Raw genomic sequence first — 21,491 nt, 5'->3', positions numbered from 1 at the left:
GAGTGTTGGCACCATCCCGCGAGTGCGTGAGGATGGACAGATGATCGCACCCGAGTACTCCCTCCGCGACGGCAACACCATCCCGGCACTCGGGCTCGGCACCTACGGTCTCAACGATCAAACAGGCATCGACGCCATCACCGGTGCCATCGCCGATGGCTATCGCCTCATCGACACGGCGTACAACTACGGCAATGAAGAGGTCGTGGGCGAGGCGATCCGCCGCACCGACGTCGATCGCAGCGACCTCGTGATCACGACGAAGCTTCCGGGCCGTCATCACGGTTTCGACGAGACCATCGCGAGCTTCGAGGAGTCGCGCTCCCGCCTCGACCTCGACTGGGTCGACCTGTACCTCATCCACTGGCCGCTGCCGCGCATCGACAAGTTCGTCGACAGCTGGCGGGCGATGGTCTCGCTCCGCGAGAAGGGACTCGTGCGCGCGATCGGCGTCTCGAACTTCACCCCGGCGCAGCTCAGCCGCCTCATCAACGAGACCGGCGTCGTGCCCGTCGTCAACCAGGTCGAGCTGCACCCGTACTTCCCGCAGCAGGAGTTGCGCGCCTTCCACGACGAGCACGAGATCCGCACCGAGAGCTGGAGCCCGCTCGCCCGCCGCACCGAACTCCTCGAAGAGCCGGTCATCGCCGAGATCGCCGCCGCCCACGGCGTCTCGCCGGCGCAGGCGGTGCTGCGCTGGCACGTCGAACTCGAGTCGGTGCCGATTCCGAAGTCGTCGGATGCCGCGCGCCGACGTGAGAACCTCGACGTCTTCGGGTTCACGCTCACGACCGAAGAGGTCGACGCCATCTCGTCGCTCTCCCGCGGGCGCATCTGGGGCGCAGACCCCGACACGCACGAAGAGTTCTAAGGCGCAGCCTCACGCTCGTTCCGCCGGCGTTCATCGTGCGGTCATGCGCCGTTCCGCTGCATCCGTGAGCCTCTGACGCATGACCTCACTGCTGAGGGGTGCCGTCGCGGCATCCGTTGCCACCGTGCTTCTGCTCGCCGCCCCGACGGTCGCCTCGGCGGCCCCGGGCACCTCGACCGCGGCTCGTGGCGGCCACGGCGCCGCCCCGGAGCCGGCCGTCGTCACGACCGACAACGAGACGCCGGTGCTCTACGACGATGAGCTCGGCGGCAACGCGGTCGGCGACGATCCGGCGATCTGGGTGCACCCGGGCGACCCCGACGCGTCGATCGTGATCGTCACCGCCAAAGAGGGTGGTCTGCGCGTCTACGACCTCGACTCGAGCGAACTGCAGTCGCTGCCCGCGAGCGTCGCGCCCCGCGCCGACGGCGCGGCGGGCCGCTACAACAACGTCGACATCGCGTACGGCATCGAGTTGGGCGGTGACACCGTCGACGTCGCCGTCGTGTCGGACCGGTACAACGACCAGCTGCGCTTCTTCGCGATCGACCCCGCGGGCGACGCCGCGGCCACGCCGCTCGTCGAGGTGACCGCGGCCGAGCAGCCGTTCCTCTTCAGCGTCGACCGTGCGACGGTCGACGAGGAGCACACGGCCTACGGCCTCGCGATCTGGCAGCCGGAAGCCGGGGGCGAGGCTCACGCCGTCGTCACGCAGGAGGGCGCGACGACCCTCGCGACGGCTCGTCTCGTCGACCTCGACGGCCAGCTCGGGTACACGGATGTCACGACGACCGTGATGCCCGCGTCGTTCCCCCTGCCCGACGGCACGACGTGGACGCCGTGCGACGAACCCGGCATCGAACCGCACCTCGAGGGACTCACCGTCGACCAGCGCACCGGCGTGCTCTACGCCGGACAGGAGGACGTCGGTCTCTGGCGCCTGCAGCTGCCGTTCGGCTCGGGGGAGCCGACCCTCATCGACCGGGTGAAGGACTTCGGCATCCACGACGTCTACGACCCCGAGACCGAGGAGTGCGCGCCGGTCGACCCAGAAGATGAGGGCTTCGGCGGTTCGGCACTCGAAGCCGATGCCGAGGGGCTCGACCTCTACTACGGCCCGGGCGCGACCGGCTACCTCATCGTCTCGAGCCAGGGCGACGACACCTTCTCGGTCTACGAGCGGCAGGGGCGCAACCGGTTCGTCGGCACATTCAGGATCGATGGGGTCGATGGAGCCGACGAGATCAACGGGTCCGACGGGCTCGCCGTCACGAACCGTCCCGTCGGCGGCTTCACCCGCGGCCTGCTCGTCACGCACGACGAACCCGAGACGGGTGCCGGCGTCGACCGCGAACGCGACGCCACGAACTTCTCGTATGTCGCATGGGAGGACATCGCGGCGGCGCTGCACCTGAAGGTGAGCACGGCCGAGCGCAACGACCCGCGATTCCGGTAGCGGACACGGTGGCGCGACTTGAGTTCAAGTCCGCTTGAAGTCGTAGGCTCGACAGAGTGACCGAACCGACCGCCGAGACACCGACACCGACCGCCGAGACACCGACACCGACTTCGACCGCAGATGATTCCGATGCTTCGCGAGGGGCGTCGGCCGAGGCATCCACCGCTGCCAAATCGCCGGTGCCGGCCAGTGGGCCGCTGGCGCTGCCCTACCGCTGGCTCTCGATCGGCATGTTCTCGCTGATCTTCCTCGCGGCGTTCGAGGCGATGGCGGTCACGACGATCATGCCGCTCGTGGCGGAACAGCTCGACGGCGAGTCGCTCTTCGCGCTCGCGTTCGCGGTGCCGCTCGCCGCGGGCATCATCGGCATGGTGCTCGCGGGCAACTGGACCGACCGGTCGGGGCCGATCCCGTCGCTCGTCACGGCGGCGGTGCTGTTCGTGATCGGCCTCGTGATCGCGGGCACCGCCGTGAACATGGAGGTGTTCATCGTCGGGCGCTTCGTGCACGGGCTCGCGGGTGCCGCGGTCATCGTGCCCCTCTACGTCATCGTCGGTCGGGTCTACCCCGAGGTGTTGCGGGCGCGGGTCTTCGCGGGCTTCGCTGCGGCGTGGGTCATTCCCTCGATCGTCGGGCCGGCGCTCGCGGGCGTCGTCGCCGAGGCGATCAGCTGGCACTGGGTGTTCCTCGGCGTGATCGTGCTGATGGTGCCGGCGGCCGCGATGATGCTGCGGCCGATGCTCCGGGTTCGCGACCAGGTGCAGGGCGACGCCTCGGTGCGCTGGAGCCTCGCGCGCGTCGGCTGGTCGGTGCTCACCGCCGCGGCCGCGCTCGCACTCTCGCTCTCGAAGGAGGTCGGGGAGCCGTGGCGCTGGGTCATCGCCGTCGTCGCCATCGTGCTCGTCGCCGTGGCCGTGCGACCGCTGCTGCCCGCCGGCACATTGCGTGCCGCGCGCGGCATGCCGGCCACCGTGCTGCTCCGGCTCATCGTCGCCGGTGCATTCTTCGGCTCCGAGATCTACCTGCCGTACCTCTTCATCGAGCGATACGACTTCTCACCCAGCCTCGCCGGGGCGGTGCTCACCGGCGCGGGCGTCAGCTGGGCTGCCGCGTCGTGGCTGCAGGGCCGACTCGGCGACCGTGTGTCGAACACGCAGGCGGTACAGATCGGTGCCGCGCTGCTCACGGTGTCGCTGGCGATCGTGCTGCTCGTCGCGGCATTCACCCTGACGCCCGCGATCGCATTCGTCGCGTGGACCTTCGCGGGCGGCGCCATGGGCTTCATGTATCCGCGATTCTCGGTGGCGGTGTTGAAGCTCTCGCCGGTCTCGGCGCAGGGATTCAACAGTGCTGCGCTGTCGATCGGCGAGTCGCTCGGGGCATCCGTCGCGCTCGCCGTCACGGCCCTCGTGACGAGCGCGATCGTGGGCGGCGCGTTCACCGCCGACTTCGCCGTGACCGTCGTGATCGCACTCGTGGCGGTGGTGCTCGCGTCGCGCGTGCGGCCGAGCGCCGAGGCATCCGTCGTGTCATGAGTGCCGTGCCGGGCGACGACGTGCACGCTCCGGGATGAGTTCCGCGCGGGCGACGCCACCATGTGACTGTCACACGATCCGAATGCGCGGGAAGCGGTGCGCGCGTGCATAATGGAACCGCCGCCGATGTGAACGTGCACATCGGGGTGAACGGTCTGACATTGATACCTGAGACTCCCAAAGGGCGGGCGCCCAGCATCCGTGATGTGGCGCGCCTCGCCGAGGTGTCGCACCAGACGGTGTCGCGGGTGCTGAACGACCATCCGAGCATCCGCCCCGAGACCAAAGAGCGCGTGGTGCACGCGATGGAGACGCTCCAGTACCGCCCGAACCGCGCTGCGCGGGCGCTCGTCACGAGTCGTTCGCACACGATCGGGGTGCTGGCGGCGCGGAGCAGCGAGTACGGTCCGGCGACGAGCATCGCCTCGATCGAAGACGCGGCGCGCGAGCACGGGTACTACGTCAACACCGCGAACCTCACCGATGCCACCCCCGAGGGCATCGCCGGCGCGCTCGAGCACCTCATGCTGCAGGCGATCGAGGGGCTCGTCGTCATCGCCCCGCAGGTGCGCGTCTTCGACGTGCTCGCCGCGTCGCCCATCGGCGTGCCGTTCGTGAGCCTCCAGTCCACTGGGCGCAGCGATCACCTGGCGCTCTCCGTCGATCAGGTCACGGGTGCGCGCCGTGCCACGCAGCACCTCGTGAGCCTCGGGCACCGCGAGATCGTGCACCTGGCCGGCCCGCAGGACTGGATCGAGGCCGAGGCCCGCATGCGCGGTTTCCTCGACGCGATCGACGACGCCGACCTCACGCTGCACCCACCGATCCTCGGCGATTGGAGCGCCGACTTCGGGTATTTCGCGGGCCGAGAACTCAGCCGCCACCTCGACTTCACCGCGGTGTTCGCGGCGAACGACGTGATGGCGATCGGCCTCATGCACGCGTTCCGCGATGCCGGCCTCGACGTGCCGGGCGAGGTCAGCGTGGTCGGCTTCGACGACATTCCAGTGGCCCAGCACGTGTGGCCGCCGCTCACGACGGTGCACCAGGACTTCCACGAAGTCGGGCGCCGCGCGGTGGCGCTGCTTCTGAACCAGGTGCACGGGCGCGAGATGCTCGAGGTCGAGGAGATCGTGCCGCGGCTCGTCACGCGAGGCTCGTCGGCAGCGGCATCCGGTCGGCGCCCCCGTTATGCAAGCGTGACTGACTCGGCTTGACAGAGAGGAAACTCAGATGCAGCATTGGTGTCGATGTGAACGGTCACACGTGGCCGAGCGCAGGTACCGCCCCGAACGATTGACATCGAGGTCGCACGTGAACCAGTCGCCGACGACACCCCTCGCGGAACCCCGCGAGACGGGATCGGTGCTCGCCATGCCCCTGGCCGCCCAGCGCGGCGCCGCCAGAGGAGGTCTCCGATGAGCCCGCAGCCCATTCTCGAGATGCGCTCCATCACCAAGGAGTTCCCCGGCGTCAAGGCGCTCGCGGATGTCTCGCTGACGGTCATGCCCGCCGAGATCCACGCGATCTGCGGTGAGAACGGCGCCGGCAAGTCCACCCTCATGAAGGTGCTCTCCGGGGTCTACCCCCACGGCACCTACACCGGGCAGATCATCTTCCGCGGCGAGGAGGTGGCGTTCAAGGACATCCGCCAGAGCGAACAGGCCGGCATCGCGATCATCCACCAGGAGCTCGCGCTCATTCCCGAGCTCTCGATCACCGAGAACATCTTCCTCGGCAACGAGATCAACCACGGCGGTCGCATCGATTGGCGCGCAGCGAAGGTGCGAGCCATCGACCTGCTCGCGCGCGTCGGCCTCTCCGAAGACCCCGACACGCAGATCAAGCACCTCGGCGTCGGCAAGCAGCAACTCGTCGAGATCGCCAAGGCGCTCGCGAAAGACGTGAAGCTCCTGATCCTCGACGAGCCCACCGCCGCCCTCAACGAAGACGACTCGCAGCACCTGCTCGACCTGATCCGCGGCCTCAAGGGCCGGGGCATCACCTCGATCATGATCTCGCACAAGCTCAACGAGATCGAAGAGGTCGCCGACGAGATCACGATCATTCGCGATGGCCACGCGATCGAGACGCTCGACGTCAGTTCCGGCGGGGTCGACGAAGACCGCATCATCCGCGGCATGGTCGGCCGCTCGCTCGAGAGCCGCTTCCCCGACCGCACGCCGCACATCGGCGAGGTGTTCTTCGAGGTCAGGGACTGGACGATCCAGCACCCGCAGGTGCCCGAACGGCTCGTCGCCAAGGGATCGAACCTGAACGTACGCCGCGGCGAGATCGTCGGGCTCGCCGGGCTCATGGGCGCCGGTCGCACCGAACTCGCGATGAGCATCTTCGGCCGTTCCTACGGCAACTACCTCGCTGGCACGATCGTGAAAGACGGCAAGGAGATCGTGCTGAAAGACGTCGAGTCGGCGATCAACCACGGCCTCGCGTACGTCAGCGAAGACCGCAAGCAACTCGGCCTGAACCTGCTCGACACGGTCAAGCGCTCGATCGTCGCCGCGAAGCTCTCGAAGATCGCCAAGCGAGGCGTGATCGATGATTCGCAGGAGTTCGGCATCGCCGAGGACTACCGCAAGCAGTTGCGCATCAAGACGCCGAGCGTCGACGCCGGCGTGTCGAAGCTCTCGGGCGGCAACCAGCAGAAGGTCGTGCTCGCGAAGTGGATGTTCACCGACCCCGACCTGCTGATCCTCGATGAACCGACGCGCGGCATCGACGTCGGCGCCAAGTACGAGATCTACACGATCATCCAGGCGCTCGCCGCGCAAGGCAAGGGCGTGATCCTCATCTCGAGCGAGCTGCCCGAACTGCTCGGCATCGCCGACCGCATCTACACGGTGTTCGAAGGTCAGATCACCGACAACATCCCCGCATCCGAAGCAAACCCCGAGGCGCTCATGCGCAGCATGACCTCCACGAAGAAGAAGGCGAACGCATGAGCACGACGGCGAACGACCCGGCCGCCCAGAAGAAGGGCGGGCTCTCCGACATCCGCAAGATCTTCGGAGGCGGCCAGTCGAGCCTCCGCCAGTTCGGCATCCTCGGCAGCCTCATCCTCATCATCGTGATCTTCCAGATCTGGACGGGCGGGCTGACGCTCTCGCCGACGAACCTCATCAACGTCGTCAACCAGTACTCCTACATCCTGATCCTCGCGATCGGCATGGTGATGGTCATCATCATGGGCCACATCGACCTCTCGGTCGGGTCGGTCGCCGCCTTCACGGGCATCATCGTGGCGAAGTCGATGGCGGAGTGGAACTTCCCGTGGCCGCTCGCGATTCTGCTCGGCATCGCCGTCGGCGCGGCGATCGGCGCCTGGCAGGGCTTCTGGGTCGCGTTCGTCGGTGTGCCGGCGTTCATCGTGACCCTGGCCGGCATGCTCATCTTCCGTGGCGGCAACCAGTTCATCGGGCAGTCGACGACGACGCCCGTGCCGCCGGAGTTCGGCCAGATCGGTGCCGGTTACCTGCCCGAGCTCGCGTTGCCCCTGAACTTCAACGTGCTGACGATGCTGCTCGGCGTCATCGGTGCCGGCTGGATCGTCTGGAACGAGATCCACATGCGCCGTGTGCAGAAGAAGCTGGGCTCCGACTCGGCGCCCGTCTGGGTGAGCGTCGTGAAGGTCATCGTGCTCGCAGGCATCTTGCTTTGGGCGGCCTGGCTGTTCGCCACCGGGCGCCCCGGTACGAGCTTCCCGATCTCGGGCATCATCCTCGTGGTGCTCGTCATCCTGTACTCCTTCATCACGCGCAACACGATCTTCGGCCGTCACATCTACGCGGTCGGTGGCAACCGCCTCGCCGCGACGCTCTCGGGCGTCAAGGACCGACGCGTCGACTTCTTCGTCATGATGAACATGTCGGTGCTCGCTGCACTCGCGGGCATGATCTTCGTCGCCCGTTCGACGGCCTCGGGCCCGCAAGACGGCAACGGCTGGGAGCTCGACGCGATCGCCGCGGTCTTCATCGGCGGCGCGGCCGTCTCGGGCGGCATCGGCACCGTGATCGGCTCGATCGTCGGTGGTCTCGTGATGGCGTTCCTCAACAACGGCCTGCAACTCATCGGTGCCGGCGCCGACGTCGTGCAGATCATCAAGGGGCTCGTACTCCTCCTCGCCGTCGCGGTCGACGTCTGGAGCAAGCGCCAGGGCCGCCCGTCGATCCTCGGCATCTGGTCGACGCGGCGCAAGGCGCGGCTCGAGACGCAGGCGCCGGACGAGGCGCCGACGGTCGCTCCGACCGGGCCGTCCAACGTGTCGTCGCGGCCCGAGGACCTTTCACGGCGCTGAGGCCGCCGCCGCGGCATCCGCTCATTCGTCACCATCCAAGAGAAGTCCGACAATCCCAATCAGAAAGTGAATGATCAATGAAGAAAATCACTCTTGCGGCTACCGCCCTCGCTGCGGTCGCTGCACTCGCCCTCGCGGGTTGCGCGAGTGGCGACCGTGGCGGCGACACGGGCGAAGCATCCGACGCTGCCGGTTTCGCAGCCGATTCGACGATCGGTGTGGCACTGCCCGACAAGACGTCGGAGAACTGGGTACTGGCCGGCGGTCTGTTCGAAGACGGCCTGAAAGAGGCCGGCTTCAAGGGCGACGTGCAGTACGCGCCCGCCTCGAACACCGTCGCCGAGCAGCAGAACCAGATCTCGGCCATGGTCACCAACGGTGCGAAGGTCATCGTCATCGGTGCGAAGGACGGCAAGCAGCTCGGAACGCAGCTGCAGCAGGCTGCCGACGCCGGCGTCACGATCATCGCCTACGACCGTCTGATCGAGAACACGCCGAACGTCGACTACTACGTCGCGTTCGACAACTTCAAGGTCGGCCAGCTGCAGGGCGAGGCGCTCCTCGACGGTCTCGAGCAGCGCTCGGGCCACGGGGCTCCGTGGAACATCGAACTGTTCTCGGGCTCGCCCGATGACGCCAACGCCGCCGTGTTCTTCAACGGCGCCATGGAGGTTCTCCAGCCGAAGATCGACGACGGCACCCTCGTCGTCGCCTCGGGCCAGACCGACATCGCTCAGACGGCGACGCAGGGCTGGGAAGCCGAGAACGCTCAGAGCCGCATGGACTCGATCCTGACCTCGACGTACGGGACCGCCGCCATCGACGGTGTGCTCTCGCCGAACGACACGCTCGCTCGCGCGATCATCACGTCGGTGAATCAGGCCGGCAAGGACATCGCGACCATCACGGTCACCGGTCAGGACTCCGAGGTCGAGTCGGTCAAGTCGATCATGGCCGGGGAGCAGTTCTCGACCATCAACAAGGACACGACCCTCCTCGTGGAGCAGACGATCAAGATGATCCAGCAGCTCCAGAAGGGCGAAGAGGTCGAGGTCAACGACACCGAGCAGTACGACAACGGCGTGAAGATCGTTCCCGCCTACCTGCTCGCGCCGGTCATCGTGACGAAGGAGAACGCGGCTGAGGCATACGCCAACAACCCGAACCTCCTCGAGATCGTGAACGCGGCGGGCTAGTCACCCCACGCACGTCGGCCCTCGGTTCCTCGGGACCGGGGGCCTTCGTGCGGGTCACGGATGTTGCGTGGTGGCGGTTGCTGCGGCGGGTCACGGATGTTGCGTGGTGGCGGTTGCTGCGGCGGGTCACGGATGTTGCGGCGGGTGCGGGTGCTGCGGCGGGTCACGGATGTTGCGGCGGGTGCGGGTGCTGCGTGGTGGCGGTTCGCCTGGACGCGGGCCCGGAGCGACCGTGCACAACTCCGGAGCAGGCGTGCCGACACGCCGTCAACGGCTCACGACCCGCCGGGCGAGGCATCCGTGGTCCGGAGTTGTGCACGGCGGCAGGGCGAGCGGATGCCGCGACATCCGCTCGCCTGAGTCGGACCCCGGCATCGTGAGCCGAGGTTTTGCAGCGGTCGTCGTGAGCGCTAACATAGGGCTTCGTTAGCGCTAACGTAATCGACGAAGGAGTCTCTATGAGCGGCACGGCGCCCGAGTTCGCGCCCGAGGTCCAGGCCTCGATTGCGCGGATTCGCGACGACGTCTCCGGGCTGCACGGCGAATTGACCCGCTACGGACTCGTCGTCTGGACGGGCGGCAACGTCTCTGGCCGGGTGCCGGGCGCCGACCTCTTCGTGATCAAGCCCTCAGGCGTTTCGTACGACGAGCTCGCACCCGAGAACATGATCCTGTGCGACCTCGACGGCAACGTGATTCCGGGCACGCCCGGCTCCGACCGCAGCCCCTCGAGCGATACTGCGGCGCACGCCTACGTGTACCGACACATGCCGGAGGTCGGCGGCGTCGTGCACACCCACTCGACCTTCGCCGTCGCGTGGGCTGCGCGAGGTGAAGAGATCCCGTGCGTCATCACGGCGATGGCCGACGAGTTCGGCGGGCCGGTGCCGGTCGGCCCGTTCGCGATCATCGGCGACGACTCGATCGGCCGCGGCATCGTCGAGACCCTGACGGGGCACCGTTCACCCGCGGTGCTCATGGCGAACCACGGGCCGTTCACGATCGGCGCCGATGCCAAGAGTGCAGTCAAGGCCGCCGTCATGGTCGAGGATGTCGCGCGCAGCGTGCACTTCGCCCGCGAGGCGGGGCCGCTCATCCCGATTCCGCAGGACGCGATCGACCGCCTCTACGACCGCTACCAGAACGTGTACGGGCAGACCGGGGATGCCCGTCCAGAAGGCGCAGCCGGGCAGACCGGGGATGCCCGTCCAGAAGGCGGAGCCGGGCAGACCGGGGATGCCCGTCCAGAAGGCGGAGCCGGGCAGATCGGCACAGCCGCGCAGGCGGGGGATGCGCGCTGATGGCCGAGCCGACGAACCAGCGGGCCCGTGCCGATGCAGCCGCGGCGATCCTCGAGGGACGCACCTCGCTCGGCATCGAGCTCGGTTCGACCCGCATCAAGGCGTGCCTGGTCGGCGAGGATCCGGCCGTCGTGCTCGCCACCGGGAGCCACGAGTGGGAGAACCGCTTCGTCGACCGCGTCTGGACCTATTCGCTCGAAGACGTCTGGTCGGGCTTGCAGGCGGCGTACGCAGACCTCGTCGCCGACGCGCGAGCCCGTTACGACGTGGTGCCGCAGACCTTCGGCGCCATCGGCATCTCGGCGATGATGCACGGCTACCTCGCGTTCGATTCGAACGACGATCTGCTCGTGCCGTTCCGTACGTGGCGCAACACGTCGACCGGGCCGGCGGCCGCCGAGCTGAGCGAGCGGTTCGGCGTCAACGTTCCGCTGCGGTGGTCGATCGCCCACCTGCACCAGGCGATCCTCGACGAGGAGCCGCACGTTCCCGCGATCAGCTTCCTCACCACTCTCGCCGGATACGTGCACTGGCGGCTCACTGGCCGGAAGGCGATCGGCGTCGGCGATGCATCCGGGATGTTCCCGATCGATTCCGGGGCGCTCGACTACGACGGGCGGCTCCTCGCGAACTTCGACGAACTCGTCGCCGAGCGGGCGCCCGGCATGCGCGTCGCCGAACTGCTGCCGGAGGTACTCGTCGCCGGACGTGAGGCCGGACGGCTCACCGCCGAGGGCGCGGCACTCCTCGACTCCTCGGGAAGCCTGCAGCCGGGTGCGCCGCTGTGCCCTCCTGAGGGCGATGCCGGCACTGGCATGGTCGCGACGTGTTCGGTTGCGCCGCGGACGGGCAATGTCAGCGCAGGCACGAGCATCTTCGCAATGGTCGTGCTGGAGCGACCACTCCAGCACGCGCACCACGAACTCGACGTGGTCACGACCCCGGCGGGCGATCCCGTCGCCATGGTGCACTGCAACAACGGCGCGAGCGAGTTGGCGGCCTGGGTCGGCCTGTTCACCCGGTTCGCCGCGGCATCCGGGGCTGAAGCCGACACCGACGCCGTCTTCGAGGTGCTCTTCCGGGAGGCGCTCGATGGCGAGGCCGACGCAGGTGGGGTGCTCGCCTACAACCACCTGGCCGGGGAGCCGATCGCCGGGCTCACGGAGGGCCGACCCCTCGTCGTCCGCACTCCCGACAGTCGGCTCACGCTCGCCAACTTCATGCGCGCGCAGCTGTACGGCGTCTTCGGAACTCTCAGCCTCGGCATGCGCGTGCTCGCCGGTGAAGACGTCGCCATCGAGCGGATGTTCGCTCACGGTGGCATCTTCCGTACCGCCGGTGTCGCTCAGCGGTTGCTCGCCGGCGCACTCGACGCCCCGGTCGCCGTCGGCGAGACCGCCTCGGAAGGCGGTGCATGGGGCATCGCCGTGCTCGCTTCCTATCTCTCGGCTGCGCCCGACGCCGACCTCGGCGCCTACCTCGCCGAGAGCGTCTTCGCCCGGGCCGAGTTCGACACCGTGACGCCCGTCGAAGAGGACGTGGCCGGCTTCGCGGTGTTCCTCGACCGTTACCGGGCTGGCCTCTCGGCCGAGGCCGCCGCCGTCGAAGCACTCTGACCCGGCGCATCCGAATCCAACGAACCGACACAGGAAGACGACACATGACCCGCTCGCCCCTCACCACCTCCCTCGACGAGTACGAGGTCTGGTTCCTCACCGGGAGCCAGGGCCTCTACGGCGAGGAGACGCTCGCCCAGGTGGCCGAGCAGTCGCGCGCGATCGCCGACGAACTCGGCACGGGCGTTCCGGTGAAGGTCGTCTGGAAGCCGGTACTCACCGACTCGGATGCGATCCGCCGCCTCGCGCTCGAGGTCAATGCAGTCGACAAGGTCATCGGCGTCATCGCCTGGATGCACACCTTCAGCCCGGCCAAGATGTGGATCGCCGGCCTCGACGCACTGGCGAAGCCGCTGCTGCACCTGCACACCCAGGCCAACGTCGAGCTGCCGTGGGGCGAGATCGACTTCGACTTCATGAACCTCAACCAGGCGGCCCACGGCGACCGCGAGTTCGGCTACATCCAGACCCGCCTCGGCATCGCCCGCAAGACGGTCGTCGGCCACGTGTCGAACCCGACCGTGCAGCAGCAGGTGGAGACCTGGCAGCGCGCGGCGGCCGGTTGGGCCGCATCGCGCAGCCTCAAGCTCGCTCGCTTCGGCGACAACATGCGTTACGTCGCGGTGACCGAGGGCGACAAGACCGAGGCCGAGCTGCGCTTCGGCGTTCAGGTGAACACCTGGGGAGTCAACGAGCTGGCGGATGCGGTGGCGGCGGCATCCGAGACGGCCGTCGACGCGCTCGTGGCCGAGTACGAGGAGCTCTACGACGTCGTCCCCGAGCTGCGGAAGGGCGCCGAGCGCCACCAGAGCCTCCGCGACGGTGCGGCGATCGAGATCGGGCTGCGCTCCTTCCTCGAGGAGGGCGGCTTCGGTGCCTTCACCACGAGCTTCGAAGACCTGGGCGCCCTCAAGCAGCTGCCCGGCCTCGCCGTGCAGCGACTCATGGCCGAGGGCTACGGCTTCGGCGCCGAGGGCGACTGGAAGACCGCCATCCTGGTGCGCGTCGCAAACGTGATGGGCGCAGGCCTCCCCGGTGGCGCGAGCCTCATGGAGGACTACACCTACGACCTCGTGCCCGGGCAGGAGCGAATCCTCGGGGCGCACATGCTCGAGGTGAGCCCGTCGCTGACGACGTCGAAGCCGACGCTCGAGATCCACGAGCTCGGCATCGGCGGCAAGGACGACCCCGTGCGTCTCGTCTTCACTGCCGACCCCGGCCCGGCCGTCGTCGTGGCGCTCTCCGACATGCGCGACCGCTTCCGCCTCACGGCGAACGTGGTCGAGAACGTGTCGGCGCCCGATCTGCCGAAACTGCCCGTCGGGCGCGCCGTCTGGAAGCCGGCGCCCGACTTCGCCACGAGTGCCGCATGCTGGCTGACCGCCGGTGCCGCGCACCACACCGTCATGTCGACCGCCGTGGGCGTCGACGTGTTCCGTGACTTCGCCGAGATTGCTCGCACCGAGCTGCTCGTGATCGATGAGACCACCACCCAGCGCGATTTCGCGCGCGAGGTGCGTTGGAACCAGGCGTACTACCGCCTGGCGCAAGGACTGTGACCAAGCACAGCCGAATCACACAACTGAACACCCGCCGTACGGCCGCTTCGGCCGTCGGCAGCGGATTCGATGCTTCATGGACGACATCGAAGCCGCACACCGCCCAGGTGAACAACGACGTCCATCAGTGAAAGGAAACACAGTGAAGACCACCAAGAAGGTTCTTCTCGCAACGCTGGCAGCGGGCTCGATGCTCGCGCTCGCGGCCTGCTCCGGCGGATCCGGTGACAACGCGGGCGACGGGGGCGGCGACGGCGGCCTCATCGGCGTCGCGATGCCCACCAAGAGTTCCGAACGCTGGATCCAGGACGGCAACGCCGTCAAGGAGCAGCTCGAGGAGCAGGGCTTCAAGGTCGACCTCCAGTACGCGGAGGACGACATCCCCACGCAGGTCTCGCAGATCGAGAACATGATCACCAAGGGCGCGGAGGCCCTGATCATCGCCTCGATCGACGGCACGACCCTCACGCAGGTGCTGCAGGATGCGGCTGACGCCGACATCCCGATCATCGCCTACGACCGTCTCATCCGCGACAGCGAGAACGTCGACTACTACGCCTCGTTCGACAACTACAAGGTCGGTGTGCAGCAGGCCACCTCGCTGCTCAGCGGCCTCGGCCTGACGGACCTCGAGGGCGAGCCGGTCGACGGTGCTCCCGCCGGCCCGTTCAACATCGAGCTGTTCGCCGGTTCGCCGGATGACAACAACGCCACCTTCTTCTGGGACGGCGCGATCGACACCCTCCAGCCCCTCATCGACGACGGAACGCTCGTCGTCAAGAGCGGCCAGACCGGCTTCGAGCAGGCGGCGACGCTGCGCTGGGACGGCGAGGTCGCTCAGAGCCGCATGGAGGACATCCTCACGAAGAGCTACTCCGACGGCTCCAAGGTGAACGCGGTGCTCTCGCCCTACGACGGCCTGTCGCGCGGCATCATCTCGGCTCTGACGGACGCGGGTTACACCGTGGGCGCCGAGTGGCCGATCATCTCCGGCCAGGACGCCGAGCTCGACTCGGTCAAGGCCATCAACTCCGGCGAGCAGTACGCCACCATCTTCAAGGACACCCGCCAGCTCGCGGTCGTGGCCGTGGACATGGCGACCGCCTTGCTCAATGGCGAAGAGCCCGAGGTGAACAACACCGAGGACTACGACAACGGCAAGAAGGTCGTTCCGTCGTACCTGCTCGAGTCGCAGATCGTCGTCAAGGACAACATCAACGAGATCCTCGTCGACAGCGGCTACTGGACCGAAGAAGAGATCACGGGCTGATCGCTCGGTCTTCCCGATCAGGCGCTGATCGACGGTCGCGTGCCGGGGCCCGGTGGCGAGTACTCTCGCACCAAGCCCCGGCACGCGGACGCCGCTGAGCAGTCCAGGCATCCGTCAAGGAAGCAGGAGAATCAATGACGAACATTCTCGAGATGCGCAGCATCACGAAGACTTTCCCCGGCGTGAAGGCACTCTCGGACGTGACACTCGAGGTCGCGCGCGGCGAGGTGCACGCCATCTGCGGCGAGAACGGCGCCGGCAAGTCCACCCTCATGAAGGTGCTCTCGGGCGTGTACGGCCACGGTACCTATGAAGGCGACATCGTCTTCGAAGACGAGGTGGTCGAGTTCAAGGAGATCACCGATAGCGAAGCCAAGGGCATCGTCATCATTCACCAGGAGCTCGCCCTCAGCCCCTTCCTGTCGATCGCCGAGAACATCTTCCTCAACAACGAGGTCAAGGGTCGCGGCGGGCTCATCGACTGGAACAAGACGAACCACGAAGCTCAGACGCTGCTGCACCGCGTCGGCCTCCGCGATAACCCGACGACGAAGATCATGAACATCGGGGTCGGCAAGCAGCAGCTGGTGGAGATCGCCAAGGCGCTCTCGAAGCGCGTGAAGCTGCTCATCCTCGACGAGCCGACCGCGGCGCTGAACGACGAGGACTCCGATCACCTGCTCGACCTGATCCTGCACCTCAAAGAGCAGGGCATCACGTCGATCATCATCAGCCACAAGCTCAACGAGATCAAGAAGATCGCCGACACGGTCACGGTCATCCGCGACGGCAAGACGATCGAGACCATCTCCAAGGCGGATGTCTCGGAAGAGCGCATCATCAAGGACATGGTGGGCCGCGACCTCGAGCACCGCTACCCTGAGCACACGCCGAACATCGGCGAAGAGCTGCTGCGGGTCGAGGACTGGACGGCGCACCACCCCCAGGACACCTCGCGCGTGATGGTCGACAACGTGAGCATCAATGTGCGTGCGGGCGAGATCGTCGGCATCGCCGGCCTCATGGGCGCTGGTCGCACCGAGTTCGCGATGAGCTTGTTCGGCCAGAGCTACGGATCGCGCATCTCGGGCAAGGTCTTCAAGCGCGGCCAGGAGATCAAGACGCGCACCGTGTCGGAGGCGATCGGCAACGGCATCGCCTACGCCACTGAAGACCGCAAGACCTTCGGTCTCAACCTCATCGACGACATCAAGCGCAACATCTCGATGGCGTCGCTCGGCAAACTCGAGAAGTTCGGCCTCGTGCACGACAACGAGGAGTTCAAGGTCGCCAACGAGTACCGCACCTCGATGAACATCAAGGCGCCGAGCGTGCTCGTGAAGACCGGCAAGCTCTCGGGCGGCAACCAGCAGAAGGTCGTGCTGTCGAAGTGGATCTACTCCGACCCCGATGTGCTCATCCTCGATGAGCCGACTCGCGGCATCGACGTCGGCGCGAAGTACGAGATCTACACGATCATCAACCGGCTCGCGGCAGCGGGCAAGGGCGTCATCGTGATCTCCTCCGAGCTGCCCGAGCTGCTCGGCATCTGCGACCGCATCTACGCCCTCTCCGAAGGACGCATCACGGGCGAGCTTCCCATCGAGGAAGCGAGCCCCGAATCGGTTCTCAAGCTCATGACCATGGAGAAGCCCCGCTAGCGCCGACGCTCGCGGCCCTTCCTTCCAGCCCCTCAGAGGAGACAAAATGTCAGACCCAACCACGCCGACCCAGACGGAGTCCGAGGCCGTCGGCGGCAACATCAACCCGGTCGAGAACAAATTCACCGACCGCCTGAGTCACATCCTGTCGGACCTCGGCAAGAACGGCATCTTCATCGCCCTCATCATCGTGGTGGTGCTGTTCTCCTTCCTGACCGACGGCATCCTGCTGCGACCGCAGAACATCTCGAACCTGATCGTGCAGAACGGCTACATCCTGGTTCTTGCGATCGGCATGGTGATGGTCATCATCGCCGGTCACATCGACCTGTCGGTGGGATCGGTCGCCGCCTTCGTGGGCGCCTGCTCCGGTCTCTTCGCCGTGACGTGGGGCCTCCCGTGGTGGCTCGCCGTCATCCTCTCGCTCGCGATCGGCGCCCTCGTCGGCGTCTGGCAGGGATTCTGGATCGCCTACGTCGGCATACCCGCGTTCATCGTGACGCTGGCCGGCATGCTCATCTTCCGTGGTCTCGCGCTCGTGGTGCTCGGCAACGCCAACATCGGCTCCTTCCCGACGGAGTACCGCGCCCTCGGCAACGGCTTCGTCAACGGCATCTTCGGCGAATCCGATCCCGACATCTTCACCCTCGGCATCGGCGTCATCGCCATCCTCGCGCTCATCGTGCAGCAGGCGCGAACTCGCCGCGGACGCCAGAAGTACGGCCAGGATGTCGAGCCCATCGTGTGGTTCGTCACGAAGCTCGTGCTCGTCTCGCTGGCCATCGGCTTCTTCGTCTACGCCCTCGCCTCGTACAAGGGCATCCCGGTGACGCTCATCATCCTGGCGGTGCTCGTGATGGTCTACGGCGTCGTGATGAACCGCTCGGTCTTCGGCCGCCACATCTACGCCATCGGCGGTAACCGTCACGCGGCCGAACTCTCGGGCATCAAGACCCGCCGCGTGGACTTCTGGCTGTTCGTCAACATGGGCTTCCTCGCCGCACTCGCCGGTCTCATCTTCACCGCCCGCCTCAACCTCGCCGGCCCGAAGGCCGGTGACGGCTTCGAACTCGAGGCCATCTCCGCCGCCTTCATCGGCGGAGCAGCGGTGCAGGGCGGCGTCGGCACGATCGGCGGCGCAATCATCGGTGGTCTCATCATCGGCGTGCTGAACAACGGCATGTCGATCATGGGCATCGGCATCGAGTGGCAGCAGGCGGTCAAGGGTCTCGTGCTGCTGCTCGCCGTCGCGTTCGACGTGTACAATAAGCGCCGCTCCGGCGGCGCGTAGATCCCGCGTGGTGGGGAGAGGGATGCCATGACGGATGCACCTGCACCTGCACCTGCGCCTGCGCCTCCCGCCGCGGCATCCGCGCGCCGTGATCAGCCGGCCACGATGTTCGACGTCGCCAAGCTCGCGGGCGTCTCGCACCAGACCGTCTCGCGGGTGCTCAACGACCTGCCCGGCGTGAGGGCGTCGACCCGCACGCGAGTGCAGCAGGCGATGGGCGAGCTGTCGTACACACCATCGCCGGCCGCACGCACGCTGGCATCCCGCCGATCCCAGACGATCGGCCTCATCACAGCCGGCCGGCCGGACTACGGGCCGTCGAACGCAGCGCTCGGCTTCAACGAGGCCGCCCGCGAGGCGGAGTTCACGGTCACCCAGGTGGCGATGCGCGAAGTGGATGCGACCTCGTTGCGCGCCGCTGTCTCGATGATGGTGCGCCACAACGTCTCGGCGATCGTGCTGATCTCGGGCGAGCGGGCGGCGATCACCGCCACCCGCAGCATCGAGATCGAGGTGCCGCTCGTCGGGTTGGCTTCGGAGCCGGTCGACGGTATGCACCAGGTGGCCATGGACCAGTACGACGGCGCCCGCGTCGCCGTGGAGCATCTCATCGCCTTCGGGCATCGGCGCATCCGCCACATCGCCGGGCTTCCCGATTCGATGGACGCAGGCGAGCGCGTGCGCGGCTGGGCCGCGGCCCTGCACGACCACGACCTCCCGGCGTCGGAGCCGGTGATGGGGGACTGGACGTCGGAGTCCGGCTATCGTGCCGGGCAGGCGCTCGCCGCGAACCGCGAGCTCGACGGCGGCGAATTCACGGCCGTGTTCGTCGCGAACGACCAGATGGCGCTCGGCGTGCTGCACGCGTTCGGTGACGCGGGCATCCGCGTGCCCGAAGACGTGAGCGTGATCGGCTTCGACGACATTCCGGAAGCCGCGCACTTCGCCCCACCGCTGACCACCATGCGGCAGGACTTCGAGGGGCTCGGGCGCGACATCATGGCGAACGTGCTCGACGTGCTCGGAGATGAGGAGCATGCTCCCGACCGCATCGCTCGACTTCCCGAGCTCGTGGTGCGCAGCAGTACGGCGCGAGTCTGAGTCGACGGTCAGCGCGGTGCGCTGCTGTTCCCGTCTGTCGCCCCGTCGCCGTCGGTGCTCGCTTTGCCGTTGTCGGTGCTCAGGTCGCCGGGCGGATGCGGCGGCACGTCGCTGCGGTCGAAGAGGAACAGGAGCAGGCCGGCAGCCGTGTCGACGAGTTCGGGACCGCGGCCGAAGCTCCAGCCGGCATCCGTGGCGCGCAGCGAGTGGCCGCGGATGACGGCCTTGATCTCCACCGGCGCAGCCAGGGCGCGTCGCAGGGCGACGGCGCCGGTCGCCGCTGGAGGGAGGGCGAGTTCGATGCCGAGTGGCAGTGCGATGTCGAGGCCGCCGACGACGGTCGTCTCGAGTTGGCGGATGCCCATGCGGCCGGCGCCGGGCGCAGTGGCTGCCGTGGCGGAGGCGACGACGGCGGCGAGGGCGTCGAGCGTCTCCTCGGGGTTCGTCGCATCGGCTGCCTTCAGGGCGGAGGCCGCTTCGGCGGCGTTCCGGCTGAAGACGTGCTCGGCGAGGCCGAGGGCGGCGGCAGTGACGCGGCGCGTGACGGGAGTGGTGAGCTGTTGCACGATGAACGCGGCCGACATCCGTACCGTCCAGCCGCGGCGGAGCGTCGGGACGTGCCACGCTTCAGGCGGCTGCGTGCGGAGACCGTCGACCAGGGAACCGAGCACGGCGGCGAGTTCGGCATCCCAGTGCGAGGACACACCCGACTCGTCTTGCTGCACGCGCTGGCTGAGCGGCAGGTGGCGCGAGAGGTCGGACATGCCGCCAGCCTACGCGCCGACCATCCGGTGGGAGGGGGTCGGCTCCGCAGGGGCCGCGAATATGCGCGCTCAGAACGCGACACCATCGGCCGCGCTGCGCTGCGCTGCGCCGGAGCGGGGCCGGCTCGGTGCGCGATGCATCCCGTAACCGATCTGGTATGAATCCGCACGTGGCCGCGACATCCGCCGCTTGCCGTGCACAACTCCGGAGTTCGCCGCTGACACGCCGCTCACCTGACGCGGCGCGCCGTGGTTGCGTCCGTATCTCCGGAGTTGTGCGCGGTCGCGACCGCCGCGACCGCGGTCTTACCCCTGCTGGCTCCAGTCCGGCAGCTGCTGCAGGGTCCAGGTGTTGCCGTCGGGGTCCTTCACCGTGACGAAACGACCCCACGCCTGCTCGTCGACGCCCTCGGCCTCGACGCCCTTCGCGCGGAGGTCGGCGAGCACGGCGTCGGCGTCGGCGATCACGACCTGGATCACGTCGAGCGTGCCGGGCTCGAGTGTGCCGCCGAGGCCTTCGCCGATGGCGATCGAGCAGGCCGATCCGGGCGGGGTCAGTTGCACGAAGCGCAAGCCCTCGCTGACCACCTGGTCGTGGTCGGCGTTGAAGCCGAGTTTGTTCACGTAGAAGTCCTTCGCGCGGTCGATGTCGGTGACGGGCACGTGGATGAGTTCGATCTTCCAGTCCATGGTGACTCCTCGGGGATTCGATGCGATCCGTTCCATCGAATCGCTTGCCTTCACGGTAGACAACGTTGCGGCCAATTTCCGTCCGCATTCGAACGCTGCGGATGCCGCGGCTCACGCCGCGCCACGAGGAGCAAGAGGAGGAAGGAGAGCAAGAAGAAGAGAAAGAGGAGGAAGAGGAGGCGGTGGCGCGGAGGCATCCGTCTGGGCGACCCGTGCGGCATGCGCGCCCGGGTGGAAGGATGGGCGCATGGCATTGCACATCACTGGGGAGCAGGCCGCCGACGAGCTGCTCAGCGCCGACGCGTTCGCACTGCTCACGGGAATGCTCCTCGATCAGCAGGTATCCATGGAGTCCGCATTCGCCGGGCCTGAGAAGATCCGTTCGCGAATCGGCTCGATCGACCCGGCGACGATCGCGGGCTACGACCCCGAAGCCTTCGTCGAGGTGTTCAAGCAGACGCCGGCCGTGCACCGTTTTCCGGGTTCGATGGCCGGTCGCGTGCAAGGGCTCGCCGAGGCCGTCGTCGCCGACTGGGGCGGCGAGGCATCCGCGATCTGGACGCAAGGCGAACCCGACGGGCCCGAGGTGCTCGCGCGACTGAAGAAGCTGCCCGGCTTCGGTGACCAGAAGGCGCGCATCTTCCTCGCGCTGCTCGGCAAGCAATGCGGGCTCACCGCACCGGGCTGGCGTGAGGCCGCGGGCGCGTACGGCGACGAGGGTGCGTTCCGCTCGGTCGCCGACATCGTCGACCCCGAGTCGCTCGCCAAGGTGCGCGCGACGAAGCAGGCGGCGAAGGTGGCGGCGAAGGCCGCGAAGGGCTGAGTCTCGGGGCGCGGGCGCCCTGAGTCTCGCGGGCGCGGG

General features: G+C 67.6%; 16 protein-coding genes and 1 pseudogene. 15 read left to right on the top strand and 2 right to left on the bottom strand.

Going from position 1 to position 21,491, the window contains the following annotated elements; translation table 11 throughout:
* Positions 1 to 40: 40 nt before the first annotated feature.
* From AC1C2R_RS04935 to AC1C2R_RS04870, 14 genes and pseudogenes are all read left to right on the top strand, one after another.
* A complete protein-coding gene (locus AC1C2R_RS04935) occupies positions 41 to 871 on the top strand; it encodes an aldo/keto reductase (RefSeq protein ID WP_495379178.1) in 831 nt (276 codons plus the stop codon).
* Positions 872 to 950: 79 nt separating this feature from the next.
* A complete protein-coding gene (locus tag AC1C2R_RS04930) occupies positions 951 to 2,327 on the top strand; it encodes a phytase (protein WP_495379177.1) in 1,377 nt (458 codons plus the stop codon).
* A gap of 56 nt (positions 2,328 to 2,383) precedes the next feature.
* On the top strand, positions 2,384 to 3,865 hold the full coding sequence (locus AC1C2R_RS04925) for an MFS transporter (protein ID WP_495379176.1): 1,482 nt from the start codon (positions 2,384 to 2,386) through the stop codon (positions 3,863 to 3,865).
* A 128-nt stretch (positions 3,866 to 3,993) separates the two neighbouring features.
* Complete coding sequence (locus tag AC1C2R_RS04920) at positions 3,994 to 5,082, top strand: LacI family DNA-binding transcriptional regulator (RefSeq protein ID WP_495380372.1); 1,089 nt, start codon at positions 3,994 to 3,996, stop codon at positions 5,080 to 5,082.
* A gap of 201 nt (positions 5,083 to 5,283) precedes the next feature.
* Positions 5,284 to 6,828, top strand: coding sequence for a multiple monosaccharide ABC transporter ATP-binding protein (gene mmsA / locus AC1C2R_RS04915; RefSeq protein ID WP_495379175.1), 1,545 nt, complete (start codon positions 5,284 to 5,286; stop codon positions 6,826 to 6,828).
* The gene (gene mmsB / locus AC1C2R_RS04910) at positions 6,825 to 8,180 is read left to right on the top strand and encodes a multiple monosaccharide ABC transporter permease (protein WP_495351404.1); all 1,356 of its coding nucleotides are present in this window, start codon (positions 6,825 to 6,827) and stop codon (positions 8,178 to 8,180) included. Before mmsA (AC1C2R_RS04915) ends, mmsB (AC1C2R_RS04910) begins: the two co-directional genes overlap by 4 nt.
* Positions 8,181 to 8,257: 77 nt before the next feature.
* Positions 8,258 to 9,376 carry a substrate-binding domain-containing protein gene (locus AC1C2R_RS04905; RefSeq protein ID WP_495351403.1) on the top strand — a complete coding sequence of 373 codons (1,119 nt, stop codon included), beginning with the start codon at positions 8,258 to 8,260 and terminating at the stop codon, positions 9,374 to 9,376.
* Positions 9,377 to 9,834: 458 nt separating this feature from the next.
* A pseudogene (locus tag AC1C2R_RS04900) lies at positions 9,835 to 10,548 on the top strand (L-ribulose-5-phosphate 4-epimerase); the annotation flags it as partial.
* A 128-nt stretch (positions 10,549 to 10,676) separates the two neighbouring features.
* Positions 10,677 to 12,293: a xylulokinase gene (locus tag AC1C2R_RS04895; protein ID WP_495379174.1), complete on the top strand. Its 1,617-nt coding sequence runs from the start codon at positions 10,677 to 10,679 to the stop codon at positions 12,291 to 12,293.
* A gap of 44 nt (positions 12,294 to 12,337) precedes the next feature.
* Complete coding sequence (araA, locus tag AC1C2R_RS04890) at positions 12,338 to 13,852, top strand: L-arabinose isomerase (RefSeq protein WP_495379173.1); 1,515 nt, start codon at positions 12,338 to 12,340, stop codon at positions 13,850 to 13,852.
* A gap of 190 nt (positions 13,853 to 14,042) precedes the next feature.
* Positions 14,043 to 15,122 (top strand): multiple monosaccharide ABC transporter substrate-binding protein, encoded by a 1,080-nt coding sequence (gene chvE, locus AC1C2R_RS04885; RefSeq protein ID WP_495353191.1) that lies wholly within the window; start codon positions 14,043 to 14,045, stop codon positions 15,120 to 15,122.
* 134 nt (positions 15,123 to 15,256) lie between these two features.
* Positions 15,257 to 16,783 (top strand): multiple monosaccharide ABC transporter ATP-binding protein, encoded by a 1,527-nt coding sequence (mmsA, locus tag AC1C2R_RS04880; RefSeq protein WP_495351399.1) that lies wholly within the window; start codon positions 15,257 to 15,259, stop codon positions 16,781 to 16,783.
* 46 nt (positions 16,784 to 16,829) lie between these two features.
* Positions 16,830 to 18,074: a multiple monosaccharide ABC transporter permease gene (gene mmsB / locus AC1C2R_RS04875; RefSeq protein WP_495351398.1), complete on the top strand. Its 1,245-nt coding sequence runs from the start codon at positions 16,830 to 16,832 to the stop codon at positions 18,072 to 18,074.
* A 27-nt stretch (positions 18,075 to 18,101) separates the two neighbouring features.
* Positions 18,102 to 19,175 (top strand): LacI family DNA-binding transcriptional regulator, encoded by a 1,074-nt coding sequence (locus AC1C2R_RS04870; RefSeq protein ID WP_495379172.1) that lies wholly within the window; start codon positions 18,102 to 18,104, stop codon positions 19,173 to 19,175.
* An 8-nt stretch (positions 19,176 to 19,183) separates the two neighbouring features.
* On the opposite strand, the gene AC1C2R_RS04865 is transcribed toward AC1C2R_RS04870, so the two are convergent.
* The gene (locus AC1C2R_RS04865; protein WP_495379171.1) at positions 19,184 to 19,939 is read right to left on the bottom strand and encodes a hypothetical protein; all 756 of its coding nucleotides are present in this window, start codon (positions 19,937 to 19,939) and stop codon (positions 19,184 to 19,186) included.
* Positions 19,940 to 20,245: 306 nt separating this feature from the next.
* Positions 20,246 to 20,629, bottom strand: coding sequence for a glyoxalase superfamily protein (locus AC1C2R_RS04860; RefSeq protein ID WP_495351395.1), 384 nt, complete (start codon positions 20,627 to 20,629; stop codon positions 20,246 to 20,248).
* Positions 20,630 to 20,876: 247 nt separating this feature from the next.
* Here AC1C2R_RS04860 and AC1C2R_RS04855 point away from each other — a divergent pair, with 247 nt between their 5' ends.
* Positions 20,877 to 21,452: an HhH-GPD-type base excision DNA repair protein gene (locus AC1C2R_RS04855; RefSeq protein WP_495379170.1), complete on the top strand. Its 576-nt coding sequence runs from the start codon at positions 20,877 to 20,879 to the stop codon at positions 21,450 to 21,452.
* The last annotated feature ends 39 nt before the right edge of the window (positions 21,453 to 21,491 follow it).

The organism is Agromyces sp. Y182 (assembly GCF_059445385.1).
This window is presented reverse-complemented; position numbering and strand designations above follow the sequence as displayed.

Bases quoted from the DNA above. Each gene is read 5' to 3' on its own strand.
- AC1C2R_RS04935 (WP_495379178.1), top strand. From the start codon at position 41: ATGATCGCACCCGAGTACTCCCTCCGCGACGGCAACACCATCCCGGCA.
- AC1C2R_RS04930 (WP_495379177.1), top strand. From the start codon at position 951: ATGACCTCACTGCTGAGGGGTGCCGTCGCGGCATCCGTTGCCACCGTG.
- mmsA (WP_495379175.1), top strand. From the start codon at position 5,284: ATGAGCCCGCAGCCCATTCTCGAGATGCGCTCCATCACCAAGGAGTTC.
- mmsB (WP_495351404.1), top strand. From the start codon at position 6,825: ATGAGCACGACGGCGAACGACCCGGCCGCCCAGAAGAAGGGCGGGCTC.
- AC1C2R_RS04905 (WP_495351403.1), top strand. From the start codon at position 8,258: ATGAAGAAAATCACTCTTGCGGCTACCGCCCTCGCTGCGGTCGCTGCA.
- AC1C2R_RS04895 (WP_495379174.1), top strand. From the start codon at position 10,677: ATGGCCGAGCCGACGAACCAGCGGGCCCGTGCCGATGCAGCCGCGGCG.
- araA (WP_495379173.1), top strand. From the start codon at position 12,338: ATGACCCGCTCGCCCCTCACCACCTCCCTCGACGAGTACGAGGTCTGG.
- chvE (WP_495353191.1), top strand. From the start codon at position 14,043: ATGCTCGCGCTCGCGGCCTGCTCCGGCGGATCCGGTGACAACGCGGGC.
- mmsA (WP_495351399.1), top strand. From the start codon at position 15,257: ATGACGAACATTCTCGAGATGCGCAGCATCACGAAGACTTTCCCCGGC.
- mmsB (WP_495351398.1), top strand. From the start codon at position 16,830: ATGTCAGACCCAACCACGCCGACCCAGACGGAGTCCGAGGCCGTCGGC.
- AC1C2R_RS04870 (WP_495379172.1), top strand. From the start codon at position 18,102: ATGACGGATGCACCTGCACCTGCACCTGCGCCTGCGCCTCCCGCCGCG.
- AC1C2R_RS04865 (WP_495379171.1), bottom strand. From the start codon at position 19,939: ATGTCCGACCTCTCGCGCCACCTGCCGCTCAGCCAGCGCGTGCAGCAA.
- AC1C2R_RS04860 (WP_495351395.1), bottom strand. From the start codon at position 20,629: ATGGACTGGAAGATCGAACTCATCCACGTGCCCGTCACCGACATCGAC.
- AC1C2R_RS04855 (WP_495379170.1), top strand. From the start codon at position 20,877: ATGGCATTGCACATCACTGGGGAGCAGGCCGCCGACGAGCTGCTCAGC.